At 60.8% G+C, this 20560-nt stretch carries 18 protein-coding genes; 5 read left to right on the forward strand and 13 right to left on the reverse strand.

All coding sequences use genetic code 11. The features are described from left to right. The first annotated feature begins 187 nt into the window (after nucleotides 1–187). Nucleotides 188–1972, forward strand: coding sequence for an AMP-binding protein (locus ISO4_RS02350; RefSeq protein WP_142949003.1), 1785 nt, complete (start codon nucleotides 188–190; stop codon nucleotides 1970–1972). Between the two features lie 203 nt (nucleotides 1973–2175). Here ISO4_RS02350 and ISO4_RS02355 read toward each other — a convergent pair whose 3' ends face one another. From ISO4_RS02355 to ISO4_RS02415, 13 genes are all read right to left on the reverse strand, one after another. Continuing rightward, the gene (locus tag ISO4_RS02355) at nucleotides 2176–3336 is read right to left on the reverse strand and encodes an acyl-CoA dehydrogenase family protein (RefSeq protein ID WP_194855025.1); all 1161 of its coding nucleotides are present in this window, start codon (nucleotides 3334–3336) and stop codon (nucleotides 2176–2178) included. A gap of 4 nt (nucleotides 3337–3340) precedes the next feature. Then, nucleotides 3341–4165, reverse strand: coding sequence for an SDR family NAD(P)-dependent oxidoreductase (locus ISO4_RS02360; protein WP_116028217.1), 825 nt, complete (start codon nucleotides 4163–4165; stop codon nucleotides 3341–3343). A 38-nt stretch (nucleotides 4166–4203) separates the two neighbouring features. After that, nucleotides 4204–4623, reverse strand: coding sequence for a MaoC family dehydratase (locus ISO4_RS02365; protein WP_116028216.1), 420 nt, complete (start codon nucleotides 4621–4623; stop codon nucleotides 4204–4206). Then, nucleotides 4620–5078 carry a MaoC family dehydratase N-terminal domain-containing protein gene (locus ISO4_RS02370; protein WP_014994410.1) on the reverse strand — a complete coding sequence of 153 codons (459 nt, stop codon included), beginning with the start codon at nucleotides 5076–5078 and terminating at the stop codon, nucleotides 4620–4622. The genes ISO4_RS02365 and ISO4_RS02370 overlap by 4 nt, the downstream gene beginning before the upstream one ends. A gap of 12 nt (nucleotides 5079–5090) precedes the next feature. Further along, nucleotides 5091–6272: a lipid-transfer protein gene (locus ISO4_RS02375; protein ID WP_116028215.1), complete on the reverse strand. Its 1182-nt coding sequence runs from the start codon at nucleotides 6270–6272 to the stop codon at nucleotides 5091–5093. Between the two features lie 17 nt (nucleotides 6273–6289). Next, nucleotides 6290–7165, reverse strand: coding sequence for an alpha/beta fold hydrolase (locus ISO4_RS02380; protein WP_232802237.1), 876 nt, complete (start codon nucleotides 7163–7165; stop codon nucleotides 6290–6292). A gap of 10 nt (nucleotides 7166–7175) precedes the next feature. Next, nucleotides 7176–8360 carry an acyl-CoA dehydrogenase family protein gene (locus ISO4_RS02385; RefSeq protein ID WP_089033102.1) on the reverse strand — a complete coding sequence of 395 codons (1185 nt, stop codon included), beginning with the start codon at nucleotides 8358–8360 and terminating at the stop codon, nucleotides 7176–7178. A gap of 19 nt (nucleotides 8361–8379) precedes the next feature. After that, complete coding sequence (locus ISO4_RS02390; protein WP_194855026.1) at nucleotides 8380–9885, reverse strand: acetyl-CoA acetyltransferase; 1506 nt, start codon at nucleotides 9883–9885, stop codon at nucleotides 8380–8382. Continuing rightward, nucleotides 9882–11531 (reverse strand): flavin-containing monooxygenase, encoded by a 1650-nt coding sequence (locus tag ISO4_RS02395; RefSeq protein ID WP_116028214.1) that lies wholly within the window; start codon nucleotides 11529–11531, stop codon nucleotides 9882–9884. The genes ISO4_RS02390 and ISO4_RS02395 overlap by 4 nt, the downstream gene beginning before the upstream one ends. Before the next feature lie 32 nt (nucleotides 11532–11563). Beyond that, nucleotides 11564–12559, reverse strand: a complete 996-nt coding sequence (locus ISO4_RS02400) for an alpha/beta hydrolase (protein WP_228234744.1) — start codon at nucleotides 12557–12559, stop codon at nucleotides 11564–11566. Nucleotides 12560–12579: 20 nt separating this feature from the next. Beyond that, entirely contained in the window at nucleotides 12580–13419 is an 840-nt protein-coding gene (locus tag ISO4_RS02405) for an SDR family NAD(P)-dependent oxidoreductase (protein WP_194855027.1), read from the reverse strand. Then, nucleotides 13416–14348 (reverse strand): metal-dependent hydrolase, encoded by a 933-nt coding sequence (locus ISO4_RS02410; protein WP_014994418.1) that lies wholly within the window; start codon nucleotides 14346–14348, stop codon nucleotides 13416–13418. Before ISO4_RS02410 ends, ISO4_RS02405 begins: the two co-directional genes overlap by 4 nt. A gap of 192 nt (nucleotides 14349–14540) precedes the next feature. Further along, nucleotides 14541–15605 carry an AraC family transcriptional regulator gene (locus ISO4_RS02415; protein WP_116028212.1) on the reverse strand — a complete coding sequence of 355 codons (1065 nt, stop codon included), beginning with the start codon at nucleotides 15603–15605 and terminating at the stop codon, nucleotides 14541–14543. Nucleotides 15606–15728: 123 nt separating this feature from the next. On the opposite strand from ISO4_RS02415, the gene ISO4_RS02420 reads away from it, so the two are divergent. From ISO4_RS02420 to ISO4_RS02435, 4 genes are all read left to right on the forward strand, one after another. Beyond that, nucleotides 15729–16049, forward strand: a complete 321-nt coding sequence (locus ISO4_RS02420; protein ID WP_014994420.1) for a 2Fe-2S iron-sulfur cluster-binding protein — start codon at nucleotides 15729–15731, stop codon at nucleotides 16047–16049. Nucleotides 16050–16061: 12 nt separating this feature from the next. Beyond that, entirely contained in the window at nucleotides 16062–17474 is a 1413-nt protein-coding gene (locus ISO4_RS02425; protein WP_116028211.1) for a cytochrome P450, read from the forward strand. A 17-nt stretch (nucleotides 17475–17491) separates the two neighbouring features. Then, complete coding sequence (locus ISO4_RS02430; RefSeq protein WP_138774252.1) at nucleotides 17492–19141, forward strand: GMC family oxidoreductase; 1650 nt, start codon at nucleotides 17492–17494, stop codon at nucleotides 19139–19141. Between the two features lie 75 nt (nucleotides 19142–19216). Continuing rightward, nucleotides 19217–20449, forward strand: a complete 1233-nt coding sequence (locus tag ISO4_RS02435; protein WP_138774251.1) for an NAD(P)/FAD-dependent oxidoreductase — start codon at nucleotides 19217–19219, stop codon at nucleotides 20447–20449. Nucleotides 20450–20560 lie beyond the last annotated feature (111 nt).

Consider the following 20560-nt stretch of genomic DNA (forward strand, 5'->3'; position numbering starts at 1 on the left):
GCAACCGCGCATCCTGTGGGAGGAACTTTTAAGCGTTTCGACAACACCGAAATCGTCGACGAGTTTGAACGGGTTGCGGTCCAGTTTCGCGCGCGTCCGGTTCGGTGGAAACCACGGAAACGGGCGGGTTACCAACCCCGTCTCGCGCCTGCCATAACAACATAACACCAGTCAGGAGATCTTCGAAATGTCCGCTATAGCCCAGCTGAAAGCAATGCCCGAAGCCCGTGCGGCCCTCAGGGAGATTTTGGGCCAGTTTGGTTGGGGCGCGTTGGCGATTGGTGGCGTCCGGGCCGCGTGGCGTAGCCGGCTTAAGCGACAGGAGCTTCCGCGGCAATTCCTGCTTGCTCTATGGGAGCATTGGGGAGATCGTGAGGCGATTGTCGACGGTGATCGTCGGGTCACCTTCGGTCAATTCAGGGATCGAGTTCTCCGCCTGACCAATGGCCTGCACCGGCTGGGTATCGGCGAAGGCGAGGCGGTGGCCGAGGTGATGCACAACGGCGCGCCATGGTTCGAATTGATGCTGGCTTGTACGCTCAGGGACAATCCCATGCCGATGCTCAATTGGCATCTCCAGCCCAAGGAGTTGGCGGAATGTATCAACAAGGCCTCGCCAAAGGCTCTGGTATTGGGGGGCGCCTTTGTGGAACCGGTACAGTCGGTTCGTGATCAGTTGACCACCGTCGAACACTTCATCGTGGTTGATGCTGACGAGTTGCCCGAGGGTATGATCGCCTACGAGTCACTGATCCGGGACAGCCGGTCCATACTCCCAAGCGGCAAGCTGGGCATGGCCCCAAAGACCTACAGCGGCGGTACCACAGGGACGCCGAAATACATCAACATCGACCGGGACCGGCTGACATCGGATTCGGCCGAGGCGCGGCGGGGCGCCTCCAAGGAGGAGGTGACCCGGTTGGGGTTGATGCAGATATCGGCCTTTCATTTCTACAAGATCGGCAAAATCCGGGATCCGATCAGCAACAACATCCGCACGCTGATTCCGGGGCCGCTGTATCATGCCGGGGTACAGATCGCGGTGTTGCCGTTCTTTCTCGGCGGCACCGCGGTGCCCATGAGCAAGTTCGATCCCGAGCTCATGCTTAAACTTATTCAGGACGAGCGTATCAACTGGACCTTCGTCGCCCCGACCATGCTCGAGCGCATCCTGGCACTGCCCGAGGCTCTGAAGTCCCAATACGACCTTTCCAGCATGCGGGTAATCATTTGCGCGGCGGCGCCTTGTCCGCCCAAGGTCAAGCGCGAGATCAACACGCTGTTCCGCCGCCAGGGAGCGTCGGATGATGTCTTCCATGAATACTACGGCGCTTCGGAGAGCGGCCTGATCAGCGTTCTCGCCAGCGAGGACTACCAGGAGAACCCAAAGCGCTACGACAGCGTTGGCAAGCTGCGGGCGGCGGAATGCCGGATCTATGACGAGGAGACCGGCACCTGGACCCCACCCGGCAAGGAAGGGAAGGTGCTCGTGCGCTCCCCGATGGCCCTTGCGCTGAACTACGTCGGCCTCAGCGAAGAGAAGATGAAGGAGAATTATATCGGGGTCGAGGGCAAGCTCTGGTACGACGATGGTCTGATTGGTTATGTGGACGAGGATGGTTTTCTGTACCTGACTTCGCGGATCAAGGAAATGATCATCTCCGGCGGGGTGAATCTTTTCCCCAATGAGATCGAGACGGTTATCAAGCGGCATCCGGCGGTTCTTGACGTTGCCGTGGTGCGGGCGCCGGACAAGGACCTGGGCGAGGTGCCGGCGGCGGTAATTGAGCTCAAAGAGCACCAGCAGGCCACTCGCAAGGAGATCATCGAGCACTGCAAGACGGAGGGGTTGTACGGTTTCAAGCTGCCGAAGATCGTGGACTTTGGCGAGCTGCCCCGCAACTTGGCCGGCAAGCTACCGAAAAAGCAGCTTGAGGAGAAATACTGGAAAGGTGTCGCCCGGCACGGTTAGCGGGCTGTTGGAAATGCCTTGCGCGCTCTGGCTGTTACCGACCTGTCAATCTTGTATAGGATCCGGCCGGCTCCCGGCTGATCATGGAGAACGTCAACCACGGGCGCATCTATCGCGAGGTGGGGTCAACGCCAGCGGCGGCGGCCCCGGGGACTGGCGATATCGCCATCCGGCTGACGGAAGCCCGGTGACGTGAATCGCATTCAATCGAGCCCCCGCGCAATCAGCTCCTTCATGATCTCGTTGGTGCCGCCGTAGATCTTCTGTACCCGGGCGTCGGCGTACAAGCGCGCGATGGGATACTCGAGCATGTAGCCGTAGCCGCCGAAGAATTGAAGGCACTCGTCGACGATCTCGCACTGCTTTTGCGTGCACCACCATTTGGCCATTGAGGCCGTCTCCGCGTCGAGTGCGCCGGCGATCAGGCGCTGGATGCAGTGGTCGATGAACACTTGGCCGAGAGTCACTTCGGTGCGCCGCTCGGCGAGCCGGAAGCGCGTGTTCTGGAAGTCGAGCAGACGCTTGCCGAAGGCCTTGCGCTCGCGCACGTAGGCCAAGGTGTGCTCCAGGGCCGCCTCGGCGGCAGCGATGGCGCCGAGGCCGATGATCAAGCGCTCGCGTGGCAGTTGGTTCATAAGTTGGTAGAAGCCCTGGCCCTCTTCGCCGCCGAGTAGGTTCTCGGCCGGCACCCGCAGATCATCGAAGAACAACTCAGCGGTGTCCTGACCTTTCTGGCCGATCTTGTGCAGAAGCCGGCCGCGGCGGAAGCCGGGCTGCTCGCCCGGCTGTTCGACGACCAGCAGCGAGACGCCCCTGGCGGCCTCGGCCGGATTGGTCTTGCAGACGACGATCAGCAGGCCGCAGTGATGGCCGTTGGAGATGAAGGTTTTCGACCCGTTGACCACATAGTTCTCGCCTTGGCGTTCGGCCCGCGTGCGCACGGCCTGTAGATCCGAGCCGGTGCCCGGCTCGGTCATGGCAATGGCCCCCACCCACTCGCCGGAGGCGAGCTTGGGAAGCCAGCGATGCTTCTGCTCCGGCGTGCCGCAGCTGACGATGTAGTGGCTGACGATCTCATGAACGCCCTTGGCCCAACTGGTATTGCCGGCACGGGCCTGCTCCTGGAGGATCACGGCCTCATGGGCGAAGCTTCCCCCCGCCCCGCCGTATTTCTCCGGCACGTCGGTGCACAGGAGGCCGGCGGCGCCTGCCCTTGTCCACAGCGTGCGCTCGACGTGCTGCTGGGAGTCCCAGTGTTCTTCGAAGGGGGTGATTTCGGTGGCGATGAACTTCCGGACGTTGTCGCGGAACAGCGTTAGTTCTTCGTCCATCCAGGGTGATTGATTAAACGTCATGGTGTCCATGGCCTCACATTGAGAACCCGCCGCCACAGAGCAGCGTCTGACCGCTGATGTAGTTCGACTCCGGAGTGCAAAACAGATAGACGGCCCCGGCGGCCTCGGCCGGCGTGCCGGCGCGACCGAGCGGCACCATGGCCTCCATGGTCTTGAGCAGATCGGGGTTGACGCCCACCTTGATCTTGCGGCCTTCCACATCGATGCTCGCATCAGAGCCTGCTTCCGCCTCTGTGAGGCGCGTTTTGATCAGTCCGAAGGCCACGCAGTTGACGTTCACCTTGAGCCTGCCCCATTCCTTGGACATCGCCTTGGTCAGGCCGATCACCGCCGCCTTGGCGGCCGAATAGTTGGCCTGTCCAGCGTTGCCGCCGGTGCCGGCGATCGAGGCGATGTTGACCACCTTACGGAATACCTCGCGCCCTTCGGCGGCTTCTTTCTTGGCCTGCACGCGAAAGTATTCGGAGGCCGCGCGCAGAATGCGAAAGGGCGCCGTGGCGTGCACGTCCATGATCGCCTGCCACTGCTCATCGCTCATTTTCTGAATCACGTTGTCCCAGGTGTAGCCGGCGTTGTTGACGATGATGTCCAGACCGCCCAGCTGTTCGATTGCCGTGTTCACAAAGCGTTCGGCAAAATCCTCCTGTGTCACGCTGCCGATGCAGGCCACGGCCCTGCCGCCGGCGTCCTTGATCGCCGCGACCGTTTCCTCCGCCGGGGCGGCATCAAGATCGTTGACTACCACGCTGGCGCCTTCGGCGGCGAGTTTGAGGGCGATTTCCCGGCCTATCCCGCGCCCTGAGCCGCTGACGATGGCCACTTTATCTTGAAGTTTCATACGCAGTCCTGCTTTGTTGGTGATGGAAAGGACGTGTTTCAGGCCAGCGCCACCAGGGCGTCGCCGGCGAGCTTGACTTCACCCTGTTTATCGACCACGCCGATCTCGAGCCGGGCCAGTGTTTCGTGGCCGTCCTCGGTGATTTCAACGATCTTGCCGGTGCAACTCAGCCGTGCGCCGACTGGCGTGATGGCGGCGAAGCGGACCGAGAACCGGCGCAGCCGGGTCTGCGGTGCCCACTGGGTCAGAAAGCGGCCCAAATAGGCCATCGGCAGCATGCCGTGCGCGAACACGTCCGGCATGCCAGAGGCCTTGGCAAAGTCGATGTCAATGTGGATCGGGTTGTGGTCACCCGAGGCGCCGGCGAACAGTGCCAGCGTCGCGCGCGTGATGGGCGGAAGCTCGAGTGGCGGAAGCGCCTGGCCGACCTTGACCTGGTCACGAGTGGGGGCGTTCATGCTGCGTTCTCCTGCGGGTTGCGGACGACGATCACGCTGCGTGCCTCGAGCACGGTCTCGCCAGTCGCGTCCTTGATCAGCGAATCCTTGACGATGAATTCGAGCGCACCGCTCTTCTTGCCGTAGATGTCGCTAATCTTTGACTCGACGCTGAGCACGTCGCCGGCACATACCGGCGCGTGATAGGTGAAGCTTTGCTCGCCGTGCAGGATGCGTCCGATCGGCACGTTCAGCGTTTCGAGCAACGTGGTCATGGTTCCGGCATCGAGGTCGGCGCCCATCAGAAAGGTTGGTGGTGCCGGCAGGCTACGGTAGCCGGCTGCCCGGGCCGCAGACTCGTCGAGGTACTCGGGCCGCGTTTCGCCGGTGGCTTTGGCGAAAAAACGTAACCGCCCCTTCTCGACCTCGAAGCTGACGGTCGGCAGGCGCAGCCCGATGTGTTTAGTGTCGATCATAGTTCGTCCTCTTCAGGTGGCCTGGTACATCGTCACCACGCAGGCGCCGCCCAGGCCGAGATTGTGTTGGAGCGCAATGCGCGCGCCTTCGACCTGGCGGTCCGCGGCCTGTCCTCGCAGCTGTTGGACCAGCTCGGTGCATTGCGCCAACCCGGTGGCGCCCAATGGATGACCCTTGGAAAGCAGCCCGCCCGAGGGGTTGGTAACCACGCGCCCACCGTGGGTGTTGTCGCCGTCCTCGACCATCTGCTCGCCGCCACCTTCCGGCGCCAGCCGTAGTGCTTCATAAGTCAGCAGCTCGTTGGTGGCGAAGCAGTCGTGCAGTTCCACGGCGTCGAGCTCCTCCGGACCGATGCCAGCGGTCTCGTAAACCTGATCGGCGGCGGTGCGCGTCATGTCATAGCCGACCAGTTGCATCATGTTGCGCGCCTCGAACGTGCTCGGTGTGTCGGTGGTCATCGCCTGCGCCAGGATGCGCACTCGGTGATCGAGAGCGTTGGCCCTGGCGAAGGCTTCGGAGCAGACGATGGCCGCCGCCGCGCCGCAGGTCGGCGGGCAGGCCATCAGGCGGGTCATTGGGCCGATCAACACCGGGGAGTCCATCACTTCCTCCACTGTCACTTCCTTGCGGAACAGCGCCACCGGGTTGCGCGCGGCATGCCGGCTCGCCTTAGCGCGTATTTTGGCGAAGGTCTCCGCCTTGGTGCCGTACTTGTCCATGTGCGCCATGCCCGCGCCGCCAAAATAGCGGATCGCCAGCGGCACCTCGGGCTGTCCCACCAGGTCCTCGCAGATCCGGTCAAAGGGTTCGAAGGGGGTCGGCCGGTCGTTGTAGTAGCTGCCCAGCGCTCCCGGCTTCATTTGCTCGAAGCCCAGGGCGATCACGCAGTCGGCGGCGCCGGACTCCACCGCCTGGCGCGCCAGGAACAGGGCGGTCGAGCCGGTGGAACAATTGTTGTTGACGTTGATCACGGGAATGCCGGTCATGCCGATTGGATAGAGCGCTCGCTGGCCGCAGGTGGAATCGCCATAGACATAGCCCACGTAGGCTTGCTCCACCTTGGCGTAGTCCAGCCCGGCATCGGCCAGGGCCTGACGCGCCGCCTCGGCACCCATCTGGTAGTAGGGCGCGCTGGCGCCGGGTTTCGCGAACGGCACCATGCCGACGCCGCTGATCACCGCTGTGTGTTTCATGCTTTTCTCCTTACCCTCTAGGTATCACCGTGCATTGCTTGTCGCACTGCATCCCGCACCACTTCCGGTCGCTCCATGGGCAGAAAATGGGTTGTTCCAGCCAGAACGTTCAACTCGGCGGAGGGTAGCAAGGCATGTAGGCGCCGGCGCGCCCTTGGCGAGAAGGTTGAGGCGCGTTCCGCGGCCAGTACGACCATCGGACACCGCAATCGTCGGACGGCGGGCCAGGGGTTGTGTTCGGTATGGGCAAAGGTGGTGCTTTCCCATTCCGGCGTACAGGCCAAGCGAAAACGATCATCATGGGCCACGAGGCCGTGCTCAACGTAGTTTTCCAGCCATGCTTCCGGCCAGGTTCTGAAGCCACCACGGCCACGAAAGTTCTCCAGTGCGGCGGCGCGCGAGTCAAACACCCTGCGGCGACGTGCGGCTCCGGCGGCCAGTGAAAACCGCTGTGACTGGCGTAGCAGCTTGGCCGACCACAATCGCCAGCCCTGCCAGGGATCCATGATCACCGGTTCCGCCAGGATCAAGCCCCGCACCTTGTCCGGTCGTCGGGCCGCGGCCATGATACTGGTCGTGGCACCGATCGAATGACCCGCAAGCCAGACAGGCTCATCCAGACTTTCCAGCCAAGCGACAAGGTCTTCGTAGTACGTTTCCCAACCGCGGAATGTTTTAATATCGGCCGCCTCGGCGCTGGCCCCGTGGCCCCGCATATCCCAGGCCAGCACGTTGCAATCGTCAGCCAATTCGTCGAGCAGCGAGCGGTAAACCTGGCTATGGAAGCCCGTCGCATGGGCCCAATGCAGGGTGGGGCGTTCGCGCGATCCGGGCCAGCGCCACAGCGCGATTTGCCGCCCGTCCGGGGCAGTGAATCCGTCACGCTCGATCACGTCACGCGTCTCAGTAGGATTTGGGTAAGCCAAGGACATGTTCTCCGATGTAGTTGAGCAGCATTTCGTTGTTGATTGGTGCAACCTCCATTAACCGTGCCGAAGGCCATAGCGTGATGATGTCGTAGTCCCGGTCGAAACCGTAGCCGCCGTGGGTCTGCAGGGCGGCCTCGACGGCTTTGACCGCCGCGCGAGAACCCAGCAATTTCGCCATGTTGGCATGAGAACCGGCATCGCCACCGGCGTCGAACGTCGCAGCCGCGTGGATCATCATCAGCCGTGCTGCCTCCAATTCGGCCTTGGCCTCGGCCAGCCGGTGCTGTATAGCCTGATAACCCCCGATGGGGGTGCCGAAAGGTTTGCGTTCGTTGGCGTAGGCCACTGCCTTTTTGAGAGCGTAATTGCCCAGGCCCACGGACATGGCGGTGACCAGCAGGCGCTCCGAATTCAGCGCCTCGAACATTCCGGCCAGGCCCTGTCCCGGGTTGCCGATCAAGCGACCCGCGTCGAGTTTGACGTCATCGAAAAAAACCAGGTATTGCCGCTCCGGCCAACCGACGTCGATATTCAGGGGCTGTAGTTCCACGCCGGGCGCGTCGGTATCCACCACGAACAAGGACATACCCTCGGTGCGTCGTTTGACTTCGCCGGCTTTTTGGGTGCGGGCCACGACCAGCATTCGATCGGCGTCCGCCGCACCGGAAATAAAAACCTTGCGCCCGGTCAGCCGATAGCCGTCACCATCCGGTGTCGCCAGCGTGGACATCGCGAAGCTGTTGGTCCCGGCATCCGGCTCGGTGATTGCGAAGCACAGTTTCTCGGCCCCGCTGATTGTCGGCTTGACGAACCGCTCTATTTGCCCGGGTGTGCCATTGCGGATGATCGGCACTCGCGCAAACCCAGTGAGCAACAGCATGGGCAGCACCAGCCCGGCCTCGGCCAGCGTTTCCATCAGCGCGACTAGTTCCACCTGGCCGCCGCCCGAGCCCCCCAGGTCCTCGGGAATGGTGATGCCAAGCAGCCCATATTCGCCCAGCGCTTCCCAGGCCTCCTGAGGGAATCGGTGATTATCGATGCATTCGCGCATGTATTCCCGGGAAAAGCCTTCGCTCACGACGCGGGTGGCCTCGCGAATGTCACGCATGCGTTCGGCTACGCGCGCTTGGTCGAACTGGGCTTCGGACGCGATGCTCATTATCGTCTCCCCCTTGCGCTCACCCCTCCGGGGTAAATAGGTTGCGTTTGCCATCGTGGTGCACGCGGCCCGTGCGATTGAGAAATTCCTCGTTCGTCATGGCATCGAGCAGGTCCGTGTCGGTGGGAGTGTTGGCAACAAAGCGCCGGCCATCGCTCAGGCGGCCCAGCACAATACCCTGGACCGGGCGGTCGGCGCGGTCGTGCATGACAGTGTAGGTCTCGATGCGGGCCTTGCCCTGCGCCTGCTCCACCACGTCCACGATGGGGCCGGCGTCGATCTCGGCTTGCAGTCCGGCCGGATCGATCGGCCGCCAACCGCCGACGGGCGGTCTTCCGCCGTAGAGCCCCAGCGAATGCTTGCTCATGTACCAGCCCACGCCGCTGACCAATCCGTTGGTGCTTCGGTCGGCGCGGATACGGTTCATGATCTCGGCGATGGCGTGGGTGCAATAGTTGTTGCCGGGCCCGCCATGGTAAGCCAAGCCACCTGTGACGGTCAGTGGCCGGGGATCATGCACGGAGATACCCAGCGCATCGCGCGCCATCTGTACAGCGCTGGGGAAACAGCTGTACAGGTCCAGGTGATCGATCGCGTCGATCCCGAGTCCGCTGGTCGCGGCCAGCCGCTCGCCGCAGGCGGTGATCGCCGGCGAGCGGGACAGATCCGCCCGCTGGGAGACGAACCAGTGATCGTGGCCGTTTGCCGCGGCCAGGGGGTACACCCAGCGTTCAGGCTCGATGCCCAGCCGCCGGGCCTTGGCCGCCGACATCATCACCAGCGCGGCGGCCTGATCCACCGCGATGAGGGCGTTCATGTGCTTGGTGTAGGGCGCGCCGACCATGCGATTTTTGGGTGAGCGCTCGGCGATGTCGGCCGCCGATAAGGGTTCGCGGCGCCAGGCTCGCGGATTGTCGACCGCGACGGCGTTGAATCGGGCATAGAATTCGCCCAGCATTCGTCGGTGCTCGACTGGGTTAAGGCCGTAGCGGCCCCGCAGCGCCTGCTCGAACAACGGATAAATCTGGATGGGCAGATTGAGCCCGTGGCGTTGTTCCGCCGAATTGGTCGGCTCGCGGTCATCGCCGAGCAGTCGCGGACCCTCGCCGGTGGCGGTGTCCAGCACTCCGGACAGGCCGGCGCCCTTGCCGCGCATCTGTGTGGCAAGCGCCTCGCCGCCCGCGATCAAGATACAATCGAGACCACCGGCGGCGATGCGATCGGCATAGTAACCGACCAGCCATTGACCCATGTTCCCGCCTATGGGTGTGTAGAAGCGCTCGCCGGGGTCGATGCCCAGATGCCGCGCCAGGGTGGACGGGGCATCGGAATAAGACGGCGCCAATATGTTGAGACACGTTAACGACTGGATCTGACCCAGAACCCCGGTCACACCGCAGTCCGCCGCCGCGGCTCGGGCAGCCTCGGCGACCAGGCCTATGGGGGTGCGCTCGGTATCCGGTTCGCGCGCGCTGATCTGGCCGGCGCCGACCAGCACCGGTGTTGTTTCCTCATGAGTCGTCATCGGCGAATAACCTCCGCAACGGTATCATCTCCGGGAAAAGGCCTGCTGTTGGACGTCAGCCTTGAGTCATCTGATAGCCATCCTGCCGGATAGGCCTTTTTGAAATGGTAATGAGCCATGGGCAGGTGTTTCGCTCGCCAAAGCATCTCGAAAGAGGTAGAAGGTCGAAGCATGGGCGCGTCGCCATGATGATCGAAGTAATAGCTGTTAGAGGCCGCGCAATTGTGGTTAAGGAACACCGTCCCTTGTTGGCGTCGTTGGATATTCCGGAAGTAGCGATCGTGCACGTCTTGACGAATCTCCACGCAAGTCGCGTCCCGCTTTCGGGCGGCCTGGATGCAGCGCGCCACGTGAATGGCGTTACCCTCGACCATTTTGAAATAGGATGAACCAATCAGCGCGTATGGACCCAGCATGATGTAGAGATTGGGGTAGCCGGGTACTGTCAGGCCCTCATAGGCCTGGTAACGGTTCCGCTCCCAGAATTCGCCCAGATCCACACCGCCGCGTCCCACGACTTCATAGGAGGGCAGATTGCCCTTTTCGAAAACCTTGTAGCCGGTCGCCAGGATCAGCACATCGATCTCGTGCTCAATGCCGTCGATGGTCTCGATGCCCTTGGGAGTGATGCGTTGGATAGGGGTGGTGATCAGATCGACGTTGCTACGGCTGAAGGTGGAAAAGTAGTTGTTGGAAAATGTCGGCCGCTTACAGCCGAAGCCATATCGCGGGGTTAATTTGCCCCATAACTCCGGGTTATCGGGCAATTGCTCGCGCATGTTGTTGACGCCGGCGCGCTGGGCCCATTGCACCAGCCAGGGAAAGCGCCGATAGTAAACCGCCGCGATGATCATCAACGATTCGGTCAGCGCATCGGTGGTGGTACGTACTCCCTGCTGGGCCAGGCTCGACCAACGAAAGACGGTGCGCATCCAGCCGGGCATACGGACATCCGGTTTCTTGAGTACCCAGATGGGCGTGCGCTGATAGACATCCAGATGCGCCACCCGCGGGGCGATTTCGGGAATCAGCTGCACCGCGGTGGCGCCGGTACCGATCACCGCCACCCGCTTGCCGGTGAGATCCACTTCGTGGTCCCAGCGCGCGGTGTGCATGCGCTCGCCCTGAAAATCCTCGACCCCTTCGATATCCGGCATCTTCGGCGAGATCAACCCGCCGGTGGCGGACACTAGGTGGCGTGCGGTGACACATCCCTTGTCGGTTGTCACCCGCCACAAGTGCTCGCCTTCATCGAACTCGGCACGCTTCACGCTGACGCCGAAACGTATGTAGGGATAGAGGCCGTATTTGCTGGCCACACGGCGGGCGTAGTTCTGCAGCTCGTCACCCGGCGCGAAGACCCGCGACCAGTTCGGATTCTGCTCGAAGGAAAAAGAGTAGACGAAAGAAGTGATGTCCACCGCCACGCCGGGGTAGCGGTTGTCGCGCCAGGTGCCGCCGACATCGGCGGCACGCTCGATGATCGATAAGGATTTCATGCCGCGGCTGAGAAGCTCGATGGCCGCGCCCATTCCGGCGAAGCCGGCGCCGATGATCAAAATCTCGTGGTCGGGTTCAGCGCTCCCGTGGCGCGGCGCCCGCTGGCCACGACGGCTTTGTTGAATCCGGTCCTCCGCGACATTCATAGTGGTCCTCCTTCCAGTTTTTAGCAGGCCGCTTAGCCGCTATGCGCGAGGCGCAGTTTCGTCCGTGCCACGGCCCGGGTGCATGCTACGGGCGCCGACAAATGCCGGCGCATAAAGCCGACTATTTCGGTAACGTCCTGGCGCGCCTCCGGCAACATGGAATGAAACACCGGCCACACATGTGGCATATTCCAGCGGGCGCGCAGGGTCACGGCCACGCCGGCCTGGCGCGCACGGTGCGCTACCCGATAGGCATCATCACGGAGGGCCTCGGATTCGCTCACAGTGAGCATAAGAGGCGGCAGGCCACGGAAATCGCCGTATATCGGTGAGACATAGGGATCCCGGGGATCATGGCCGGCCAGATACAGATCGGTGGCCATCTTGATCATGCGTGGAGTCAGCATGGCATCGCTGGCCGCGTTGGCCTGGCGCGACGGTGTATCGCCAACCGCATCGGCGCCGGGTGAGATCGACACGGCGCAGGCTGGCATGCGGGGGGAGGAATCGGGCGAGGCGGCCTGCGCATCGCGCAGCCTCAGCAGCGTGGCCAGAGTGAGGTTGCCACCCGCGGAATCTCCGATCAGGGCCAGCGGCTCGTCAGGATAGTCCTCGGCCAGCGCCCTGTAGGCATGGTGGGCATCGTCGAGGGCGGCCGGGTAGGCCGCCTCCGGCGCTAGGCGGTAGTCGATCCAGAACACGCGTGCGTTCAGTCTCTTGGCCAGCTGCCCGCAAAGCTCAGCATAAGTAGGGAAACGGCCACTGATAAAGGCGCCACCGTGGAGATACAGCACGGTGGCCGTGGGCTGACTGGGACTGACACGCACCGCCGGCACGCCGGGTGGTACGGCCGGTTCATTGCCAATGGTGGTCTTGCGCGCGGTGACTCCGGACGGCAGCCCGCCCGGCAGGCGGGCCATCGCGGCGATGCGCCGTAACCGCATCACCAACTCGTCGGGACTAGCCGGCTCGCGTTTCATCAGTAGCCGAAAACCACGGTCGGCAACTCTTGCCGAGAATGATGTCATGATTTGCCTCCTGCCGGATATCAGCCCCCGGCCAGGCGATACGCCTCGCCCAGCGCGCGAGCGTATAGCCGCGGCGCGTAGCGCTTGAACCGCCACATGAAACGCCCGTCGAACTGCGGCACCACATAAAGTTGCTTTCGATCGAGGGCGTCCAGGGTCCGGCGTGCCACCTGGTCGCTGGTGGCGAAGGTCCACTTGCGCATGGCGGCATGGGCGAAATCGCCGCGGTGCTCGGGCAGGCGCGCCTTGTCCAGAATGTTGGTGGGTACCACGGTGGGACACAGGGCCGAAACATGCACGCCGGTGCCGGTCAGCTCGGCCGCCAGAGTTTCGGAGAGTGAAAGGACCGCGGACTTGGTCACGTTATACGCACTCATCTCCGGCGCCGCGCCGAAACCGGCGGCCGAAGCCACGTTGACAATGCCGCCGTAGCCCAGTGCGCGCAGCTTGGGTGCGAAGAAGTGACAACCATGAATGACGCCCCAAAGATTGACTTTGAGGCACCAGCGCCAATCGCCAAGCGGCACTTCTCCGATGCGGCCGCCTACGCCCACCCCGGCGTTATTGACCACCAACGTCATTGGCCGTCCGAGCAGCGATTCGGCCTTGTCGGCGAGCGTGGCCATCTGCTTTTCACTACCTACGTCGCAGCGGTAGGCGACAGCCCGACCTTCGCCCAATTCCGAGAGTATGCTGGCGGTTTGCTCGGCGCGCTGGCGGTCTATATCCGCGCAGATCACTGATCCGCCACGGCGCACGATCTCATAGGCGAAGCTGCGGCCGATGCCGCTGCCCGCCCCCGTGACCAGGGCCGCCGCCCCCTCGGAGGGTCTCAGTGTTTTACGCTTGGCACCGCTCACGCCGCCGTCACTCGTTCCGCTGTTGTGTCACGCCTGTTATCGTCATGCCATTGCCGGAATGCTTGGTAAGCCTGCTGGGCATCACCGGTTTCCTCGTAGGCGCGCTTCCAGGCGTGGATGACTTCCCGGTTATCGGCGTCCCATGGATGGAAGCGGGGGGAGAGAAAAGGCAGCGTATCGATCACAAAAGCTCGGGTGAAGATTCCAGGTGCGAAGTACAACCACTTAATGGCGCGCAGTGCCGAGGGGATGTTCGTGAGCTGCCGATCTTTCCAGAGGAAATACAGCCAGTTACCGTGCACCAGAGGCAGGAAAAGGGCTGTACCCAGAGCGAGCGTCGCCATGCGGATTGCGTAAGCGCGGACGCCGCCCCCGCTTACCTCTCCGAACACGTCGAAGCTGACTGACTTGTGCTCCGTCTCCTCCACGAAGTGCCAGAACAGCATGGCGGCGACTTCCTGCCTGGTATCGTCCCACAGTTCCGGATGATCGAGCATTACCTGGGAAATCACGGCCGTGAAATGCTCGAAGTTCGCGGCCATGGCGCACTGGGTGGCGCCGCCCAGGTAGCGTTGAAGGGGCTTTCTGATCGCCTTGAACACGGCCTCCGCCCGGTCTATTGGAATGCCGTGCGCGACCATCGCTTCATTCATGGCGTCATGCTCCCGTGCATGGGAGCGTTCCTGTCGAATAAAGCTGATCGCGGCTTTGCGCACTGACGGATCGTGAAGATTCTCGAGTTGCTTACTCGTGGCCTGCATGACCCAGCGCTCGCCGTCCGGCACCGCGGCCAGGATCGCGTTCATCCAGTGAGTGATCCACGGATCGTTGTTGAACCAGTGGCGCGGCACCGTCTCCGGGCTCATGCCGAAATTCAAATCCCTGTGTTCGACTTCATCGTAACCAATCTTGCGGCTCGCGATCACCATGTCGACCTCCTGAGTAGTTCGACTGTTGAGTCACTTTATTTGGGCGATTGACCAAATGTCAAGGCCCGAAAAAAGCAGTCAGTGGATATCTTCGCGCGCCGGGAAACAGATCGCGTCAGACCGGCGGGAAAGGCCGGTCGAGATACGGTACAAAAGAAAGGAAACGGAATGCCGGAGCGTGGTACCGGACCACTAGGGGGCAGGGGGTAGAGTGTGCCGGGAACCGGCGTGCTGCCGGTACTGATCGGGCGAAAGACCGAACCAGCGCTTGAAGGCACGCCTGAAATTGGCTCCGTCATGATAGTTCATCAACGCGGCGATGGCTTCGATCGAAAGCTTGCTGTCACACAGGTAGCTGATCGCTTGCCGGGATAGGATTTCGTCACGAATTTTCCTAAAACTACTGTTTTCCTCCTTGAGCTTGCGAGCGAGAGTGCGTTTGCTCATGAAAAGGGAGGCTGCTGCTTCGTCTTCGCTGAGCGAACCGGGGGGTCTCGATAGCATCATCTTCTTAAGCCGGGTCTGGTAGCTGGGCTTGTGGTTCTGAAGCTCGGCAAGCATTGATTCACATTGCTCAAGAGCCAGGCGGTAATTTTCATGATTGGCGGAGGCGTTCGGTTCCAGGCACAGTGCCATCGGCAGTTTTAGTGTGAACTTATCGGAGCCAAAACGAATGCGACCGGGCAAGTAGTCCGAGTACATCGCGTGGTACTCAGGTGTCCGGTGGGTAAAACAAATTTCAGCCTCATGTAGTGGGCGACCGACAACGAACTCGCCGAATTCAAGCAGCACCACGATCATGGTATCCGCCAGGCAACGCTCGATATCCGCGTCCAGCGGCACTTGGAAGTCCAGTCGGCATTCCAGGTGTTCTTCAGCTTCCTGCAGGTGTAGCTCGACGATGCTTGCGCGAGTAGGTAGGAATGTCTGAATCGCCTGTAGCGCGGTGAGCAGGTCCGGACTGCTCGAGGCGGCAAAACCGATGGCGCCGTGGGTCGCCGGGGTCAGACGCTTACCCAGCCGTAAGCCGAACTCAAACTGGCCCGACAACGCCAGTGCATTGCGTAAAATCCGCACCTGGTGAGCTGGCGTGAGCAGACTGTCCTCGCCCAGAAATTGCGCGATACCGAGACCGGTACCTTGCAGCAACGAGGGTAGCTGGCTGACGGTTAAGTCCAGCTCGCGGGCAATAAGTCGTGAATAGTTCGACGGAATGCCGCCTTCCGAAGCTTTCGGTTCACCCTTCTGCTGTGTCATTGATACGGTCCGTTGATAGGCATGCCTGTCTTTAAATGACCCCAGTGTGTCAATAAATGACCTCCCCGGCAAGCGAATCAACAACCACGATGCAGTCATTAAGTTACTTGCTGGAGAAAGGTCTTGGGTAAGATTACGTTCATTGAGCATGACAGTACCGAGCACATTGCCGAGTTTGAATCTGGTTCCTCGCTGATGCAGGTTGCTGTTAATAACGCTGTGCCCGGCATCGACGGAGACTGCGGTGGGGAATGCGCCTGCGGCACCTGCCACGTGATAGTGACCGATGAATGGTTCGGAAAGACCGGGGAAATAAATGATGCTGAAGAGCAGATGTTGTCCATGACTCCGGAGCGGGCAGAAACTTCTCGGCTGGGCTGTCAGATTCGAACCACTGAGGCGATGGACGGTATGACCGTTCTGTTGCCTGAATTTCAGATGTAGCGGGAGGTCACCATGTCAACCAAGTCAGGCACGAACGATGCCATGCAAACAAAGATGATTAATGCCACATCGAGATTGGTGCCTATGCACTTACAGATCAAGGCACTCAAATCTCTGATGAAAGCGAAGAAAAAGGCACTGGGGTCAACACGCCCACAGGTCAAGTTTCTCGAACAGCCCGTGCCTGACGTCAATACCCTGGCACTTGAGGATATTGACACCAGCAACCCTTTTCTGTATCGGCAAGATCAGTGGGGTGCCTATTTCAAGCGGTTACGTGATGAGGCACCGGTGCACTTCCAGAAAAGCAGCCAGTTCGGGCCATTCTGGTCGGTGACACGCTATGAAGACATTTTGTTCGTCGATAAGAATCACGAGCTCTTTTCCTCCGAGCCACAAATCATTCTGGGTGATCCTCCGGAAGGGTTGTCGGTGGAAATGTTTATCGCCATGGATCCGCCAAAACATGATGTGCAACGCCGGGCGGTCCAAGGTGTGGTGGCACCCCAGAATCTCAAGGAAATGGAGGGGCTGATCCGGCAGCGCGCCGCCGAGGTGCTCGACAGTCTGCCCCTGGACAAGGCTTTCAACTGGGTGCCGGCAGTGTCCAAGGAGTTGACCGGGCGTATGTTGGCAACGTTGCTGGATTTCCCTTACGAGCAGCGTCACAAGCTGGTTGATTGGTCGGACCGACTGTCCGGAGCATCTTCGGCGACTGGTGGCGAGTTTACCGACGAAGACATCATGTTTGACGATGCCGCGGACATGGCCTGGTCATTCTCGAGGCTTTGGCGAGACAAGGAGGCACGACGCAAGGCTGGCGAGCCTCCGGGTTTCGACTTGATCAGCATGCTACAGAGTAACGAGGATACCCGGGATTTGATTAACCGTCCGATGGAGTTTATCGGCAACCTGGCGCTGCTGATTGTTGGCGGCAATGACACCACCCGCAACTCCATGAGCGGCGGTGTGCTGGCCCTGAATCAGTTCCCCGAGGAATTCATCAAGCTGAAGAAAAACCCGGAATTGATTCCGAACATGGTTTCGGAAATTATCCGCTGGCAAACTCCACTCGCGCACATGCGCCGGGTTGCCACGCAGGACGTGGAGCTGCGTGGTCAGACCATTAAGAAAGGGGACCGCGTGTTGATGTGGTATGCCTCCGGTAATAGAGACGAACGAAAGTTCGAAAATCCCGACCAGCTTATTATTGATCGAAAGGACGCGCGGAATCATATTTCCTTTGGCTACGGCATTCACCGTTGCATGGGCAACCGTCTGGCTGAGTTGCAATTGCGGATTTTGTGGGAAGAGTTACTCAAGCGCTTTGATAACATAGAGGTCGTGGGTGAGCCCGAGCGTGTGCAGTCCAACTTTGTGCGGGGCTATTCCAAGCTAATGGTCAAGTTGACCGCAAAAAATTGAATTCACGTCCGGAGCCGATGTCATCCGAACAGTTCGATTATGTCGTGGTTGGGGCGGGCTCGGCCGGATGCGTCGTCGCCAACCGTCTATCCGAATGCGGCCGCCATTCGGTGCTGTTGCTTGAGGCCGGTCCGGAGAGTCGCCGCAATCCGTTCGTGAATATGCCGCTGGGCTTTCTGCAGCTGATCTTCAGTCGTCGCGTTAACTGGCAGTTCAATACCGAGCCGCAACGGCACATGTATGGCCGTGCCTTATATCAGCCACGAGGCAAGATGGTCGGCGGGTCCAGCGGCATGAACGCGCAGGTCTACATTCGCGGACATGCCCGGGACTACGACGAGTGGGCACGGCTCGGTTGCGAGGGGTGGTCGTATGCCGATGTGTTGCCTTACTTCCGAAGATCCGAACATTTCGAGCCGGAGTTGGCGGCTCTTGAAACGGCGTTTCATGGTCGGGGTGGCCCGCTTAATGTTGCCGAGCGCCGCTATACCAATCCGCTAAGCACGGCGTTCGTCAAGGCGGCGATGCAGGCGGGCCACCGGCGCAACCCGGATTTCAACGGACGTGAACAGGAAGGCGTGGGCTACTACTATGTTTATCAGAAGGACGGCGCGCGCTGTAGCAATGCGCGTGCCTATCTCGAACCCGCGGCGTTTCGGTCCAACCTGACTGTCCGCAGCGGAGCGCACGTCACGCGTGTGTTGCTCCAGGGCGGCCATGCCACCGGTGTCGAATATCGGAGCGGGAAGGGGCTGGCTCAGGTCCGTGCCCGGCGCGAAGTAGTTCTCTGCGGCGGCGCGTTTAATTCTCCGCAGCTGCTGATGCTTTCTGGAATCGGGCCGCGCGGTGAACTGTCCCGGCACGGGATTGAATTGCGTCATGAGCTGGAGGGCGTGGGACGGAATCTGCAGGATCACATCGACGTGTTCGTGCGTGTTAGAGCGCGCGACCGCCAGAGCATTTCCATGCATCCGAGCTACTGGTTCAAGGGCCTTCGGGCCCTGCTGCAGTATCTGAGCGGTCGTCGCGGTTTACTGTCGAGTAACGGCGCCGAGGCCGGTGGGTTTATTCGTTCCCGTGCGGAAGAGCCGATCCCCGACTTGCAACTGCATTTCGGGCCGATGCTGTACGCTGATCACGGGCGGGATATGAAGACCGCGATGAGCGGTTATGGTTACATCGTGATGATTTATGGGCTCCGGCCTTTGTCGCGCGGCCACGTCGGTTTGCACAGTGCCGATCCCTTCGCGGCACCGCTGATAGACCCCAATTATATGGCTGAGCCCGCCGATGTCGAGAGACTCGTTCGGGGGGTGCGTTTAGTCCGCAGGATTCTGGAGCAGCCGGCTTTCGCGTCTCACCACGAGGTCGAGATATCGCCGGGACCGACGCTGCGCAGTGACGAAGACCTCGCCAGATGGGTGAGGCGTAGCGGCGAGTCGGCCTACCACCCTGTAGGTACCTGTAAGATGGGGTTGGATCCAATGGCGGTGGTCGATCCCCGACTGCGCGTGCATGGCCTCCGGTCCCTGCGGGTGGTTGATGCTTCCGTTATGCCGACCCTGGTGGGCGGAAATACTCATCAGCCGGCGACCATGATTGGCGAGAAGGGGGCCGAGATGATTCTCGAGGATTTCAAGGTTTCCCGCGGCCGATCGCGGTATTGAGTGCGGCGTGCTCGTCCCCATGGCGTTTGTAATCGTGAAATCGGACCCCAAGGCACAGTAGAAAAGAGATAGGCTATGACGAACAATCAGAAACAAACGACGGTCATCGTTGGCGGCGGGCACGCGGCGGGAGCGCTTTTGACAACACTGTTGCAAAAGAAATATCAGCATAAAGTGATTCTGGTGGGCGAAGAGCCCCACCCACCCTATCAGCGCCCGCCTCTGTCCAAGAATTACCTGACAGGCGAAGTTGATCAGGGTTCACTGTATTTGAAGCCAAGTTCAATATATGAAAAGGCGGGTCATCAGTTGCGGCTCGGTGTGCGAGTCGTGCAAATCGATCGAAACAACAAAATCATCCGGTTGTCGGACCAGAGCACCTTGAAATACGATCAACTTGTCCTGGCCACGGGATCGCGTGTTCGGCGTTTGAATGCGCCGGGAGCGGACTTGAAAGGCATTCACTATTTGCATGATATAGCCGATGCGGATAACTTGCGCCAACAATTAGTTGCAGGGAAACGTTTGGTCATCGTGGGTGGCGGCTATATCGGTCTCGAGGTCGCCGCCAGCGCAAACAAGAGCGGCGTCGATGTCACCGTACTGGAAGCCGCTGATCGGCTTATGCAACGGGTTACTGGGCCGGAAATGTCCGCATTCTTTTACGCCAAGCATACTGACGCCGGCGTGGACGTACGTTTGAACACCGCGGTTACCGGCTTCGAAGCGGGAGAGCAAGGTTGTGTGACGGGCGTGAGATTGGCGAACGGCGGTATCGTGCCGGCCGATATCGTGCTTGTTTCCATCGGTGTTCTTCCGGAAACCGCTCTAGCCGAGGCCGCGGGCTTGCCCTGTGATGACGGTATTGTCGTTGACGAGTTTACTCGTACCGCGGATCCCGCTGTCCTGGCGATCGGCGACTGTACCCGCCACCGGAATCTGTTATTTGAAAAGATGCAACGACTTGAGTCCGTGGCGAATGCCGTCGATCAGGCTCGTACTGCGGCGGCGACGCTTATGGGTGAGCGCGTGCCCTACACAAGCGTGCCGTGGTTCTGGTCGAACCAGTTTAACGTACGCTTACAAATGGTGGGGTTATCTCAAAACCACGATCAGCGGGTGGTTCGCGGTGATCCCTCGGATGAAGCGTTTGTGGTATTCTATTTACGCGGAAGCCGGCTGGTGGCCGTTGACGCGGTAAATCTGCCCATGGCCTTCATGGTCGGGAAGAAGCTTGTATATCAAGGCAAGGACGTCGATGTTGAAGCATTGAAAGATCCGAGCACCGAATTGAAATCGTTGGTATAAGGCATGATACCGAAGCAGCATCGGCATTCGGTGCGACGCAGACCGTACACGGCCCGGACCTCCTCCCTGGCCAGCTGACCAAGGCCGGTGGTGCTTAGCCGATGACTTGTG

The sequence above is a fragment of the Alloalcanivorax venustensis ISO4 genome (genome assembly GCF_015356855.1).
Lineage (GTDB): Bacteria > Pseudomonadota > Gammaproteobacteria > Pseudomonadales > Alcanivoracaceae > Alloalcanivorax > Alloalcanivorax venustensis.

What these genes read in the sequence shown, in the direction of transcription:
- ISO4_RS02350 (WP_142949003.1), top strand. Translation starts at nt 188, where the DNA reads ATGTCCGCTATAGCCCAGCTGAAAGCAATGCCCGAAGCCCGTGCGGCC.
- ISO4_RS02355 (WP_194855025.1), bottom strand. Translation starts at nt 3,336, where the DNA reads ATGGACACCATGACGTTTAATCAATCACCCTGGATGGACGAAGAACTA.
- ISO4_RS02360 (WP_116028217.1), bottom strand. Translation starts at nt 4,165, where the DNA reads ATGAAACTTCAAGATAAAGTGGCCATCGTCAGCGGCTCAGGGCGCGGG.
- ISO4_RS02365 (WP_116028216.1), bottom strand. Translation starts at nt 4,623, where the DNA reads ATGAACGCCCCCACTCGTGACCAGGTCAAGGTCGGCCAGGCGCTTCCG.
- ISO4_RS02370 (WP_014994410.1), bottom strand. Translation starts at nt 5,078, where the DNA reads ATGATCGACACTAAACACATCGGGCTGCGCCTGCCGACCGTCAGCTTC.
- ISO4_RS02375 (WP_116028215.1), bottom strand. Translation starts at nt 6,272, where the DNA reads ATGAAACACACAGCGGTGATCAGCGGCGTCGGCATGGTGCCGTTCGCG.
- ISO4_RS02385 (WP_089033102.1), bottom strand. Translation starts at nt 8,360, where the DNA reads ATGAGCATCGCGTCCGAAGCCCAGTTCGACCAAGCGCGCGTAGCCGAA.
- ISO4_RS02390 (WP_194855026.1), bottom strand. Translation starts at nt 9,885, where the DNA reads ATGACGACTCATGAGGAAACAACACCGGTGCTGGTCGGCGCCGGCCAG.
- ISO4_RS02395 (WP_116028214.1), bottom strand. Translation starts at nt 11,531, where the DNA reads ATGAATGTCGCGGAGGACCGGATTCAACAAAGCCGTCGTGGCCAGCGG.
- ISO4_RS02400 (WP_228234744.1), bottom strand. Translation starts at nt 12,559, where the DNA reads ATGACATCATTCTCGGCAAGAGTTGCCGACCGTGGTTTTCGGCTACTG.
- ISO4_RS02410 (WP_014994418.1), bottom strand. Translation starts at nt 14,348, where the DNA reads ATGGTGATCGCGAGCCGCAAGATTGGTTACGATGAAGTCGAACACAGG.
- ISO4_RS02415 (WP_116028212.1), bottom strand. Translation starts at nt 15,605, where the DNA reads ATGACACAGCAGAAGGGTGAACCGAAAGCTTCGGAAGGCGGCATTCCG.
- ISO4_RS02425 (WP_116028211.1), top strand. Translation starts at nt 16,062, where the DNA reads ATGTCAACCAAGTCAGGCACGAACGATGCCATGCAAACAAAGATGATT.
- ISO4_RS02430 (WP_138774252.1), top strand. Translation starts at nt 17,492, where the DNA reads ATGTCATCCGAACAGTTCGATTATGTCGTGGTTGGGGCGGGCTCGGCC.
- ISO4_RS02435 (WP_138774251.1), top strand. Translation starts at nt 19,217, where the DNA reads ATGACGAACAATCAGAAACAAACGACGGTCATCGTTGGCGGCGGGCAC.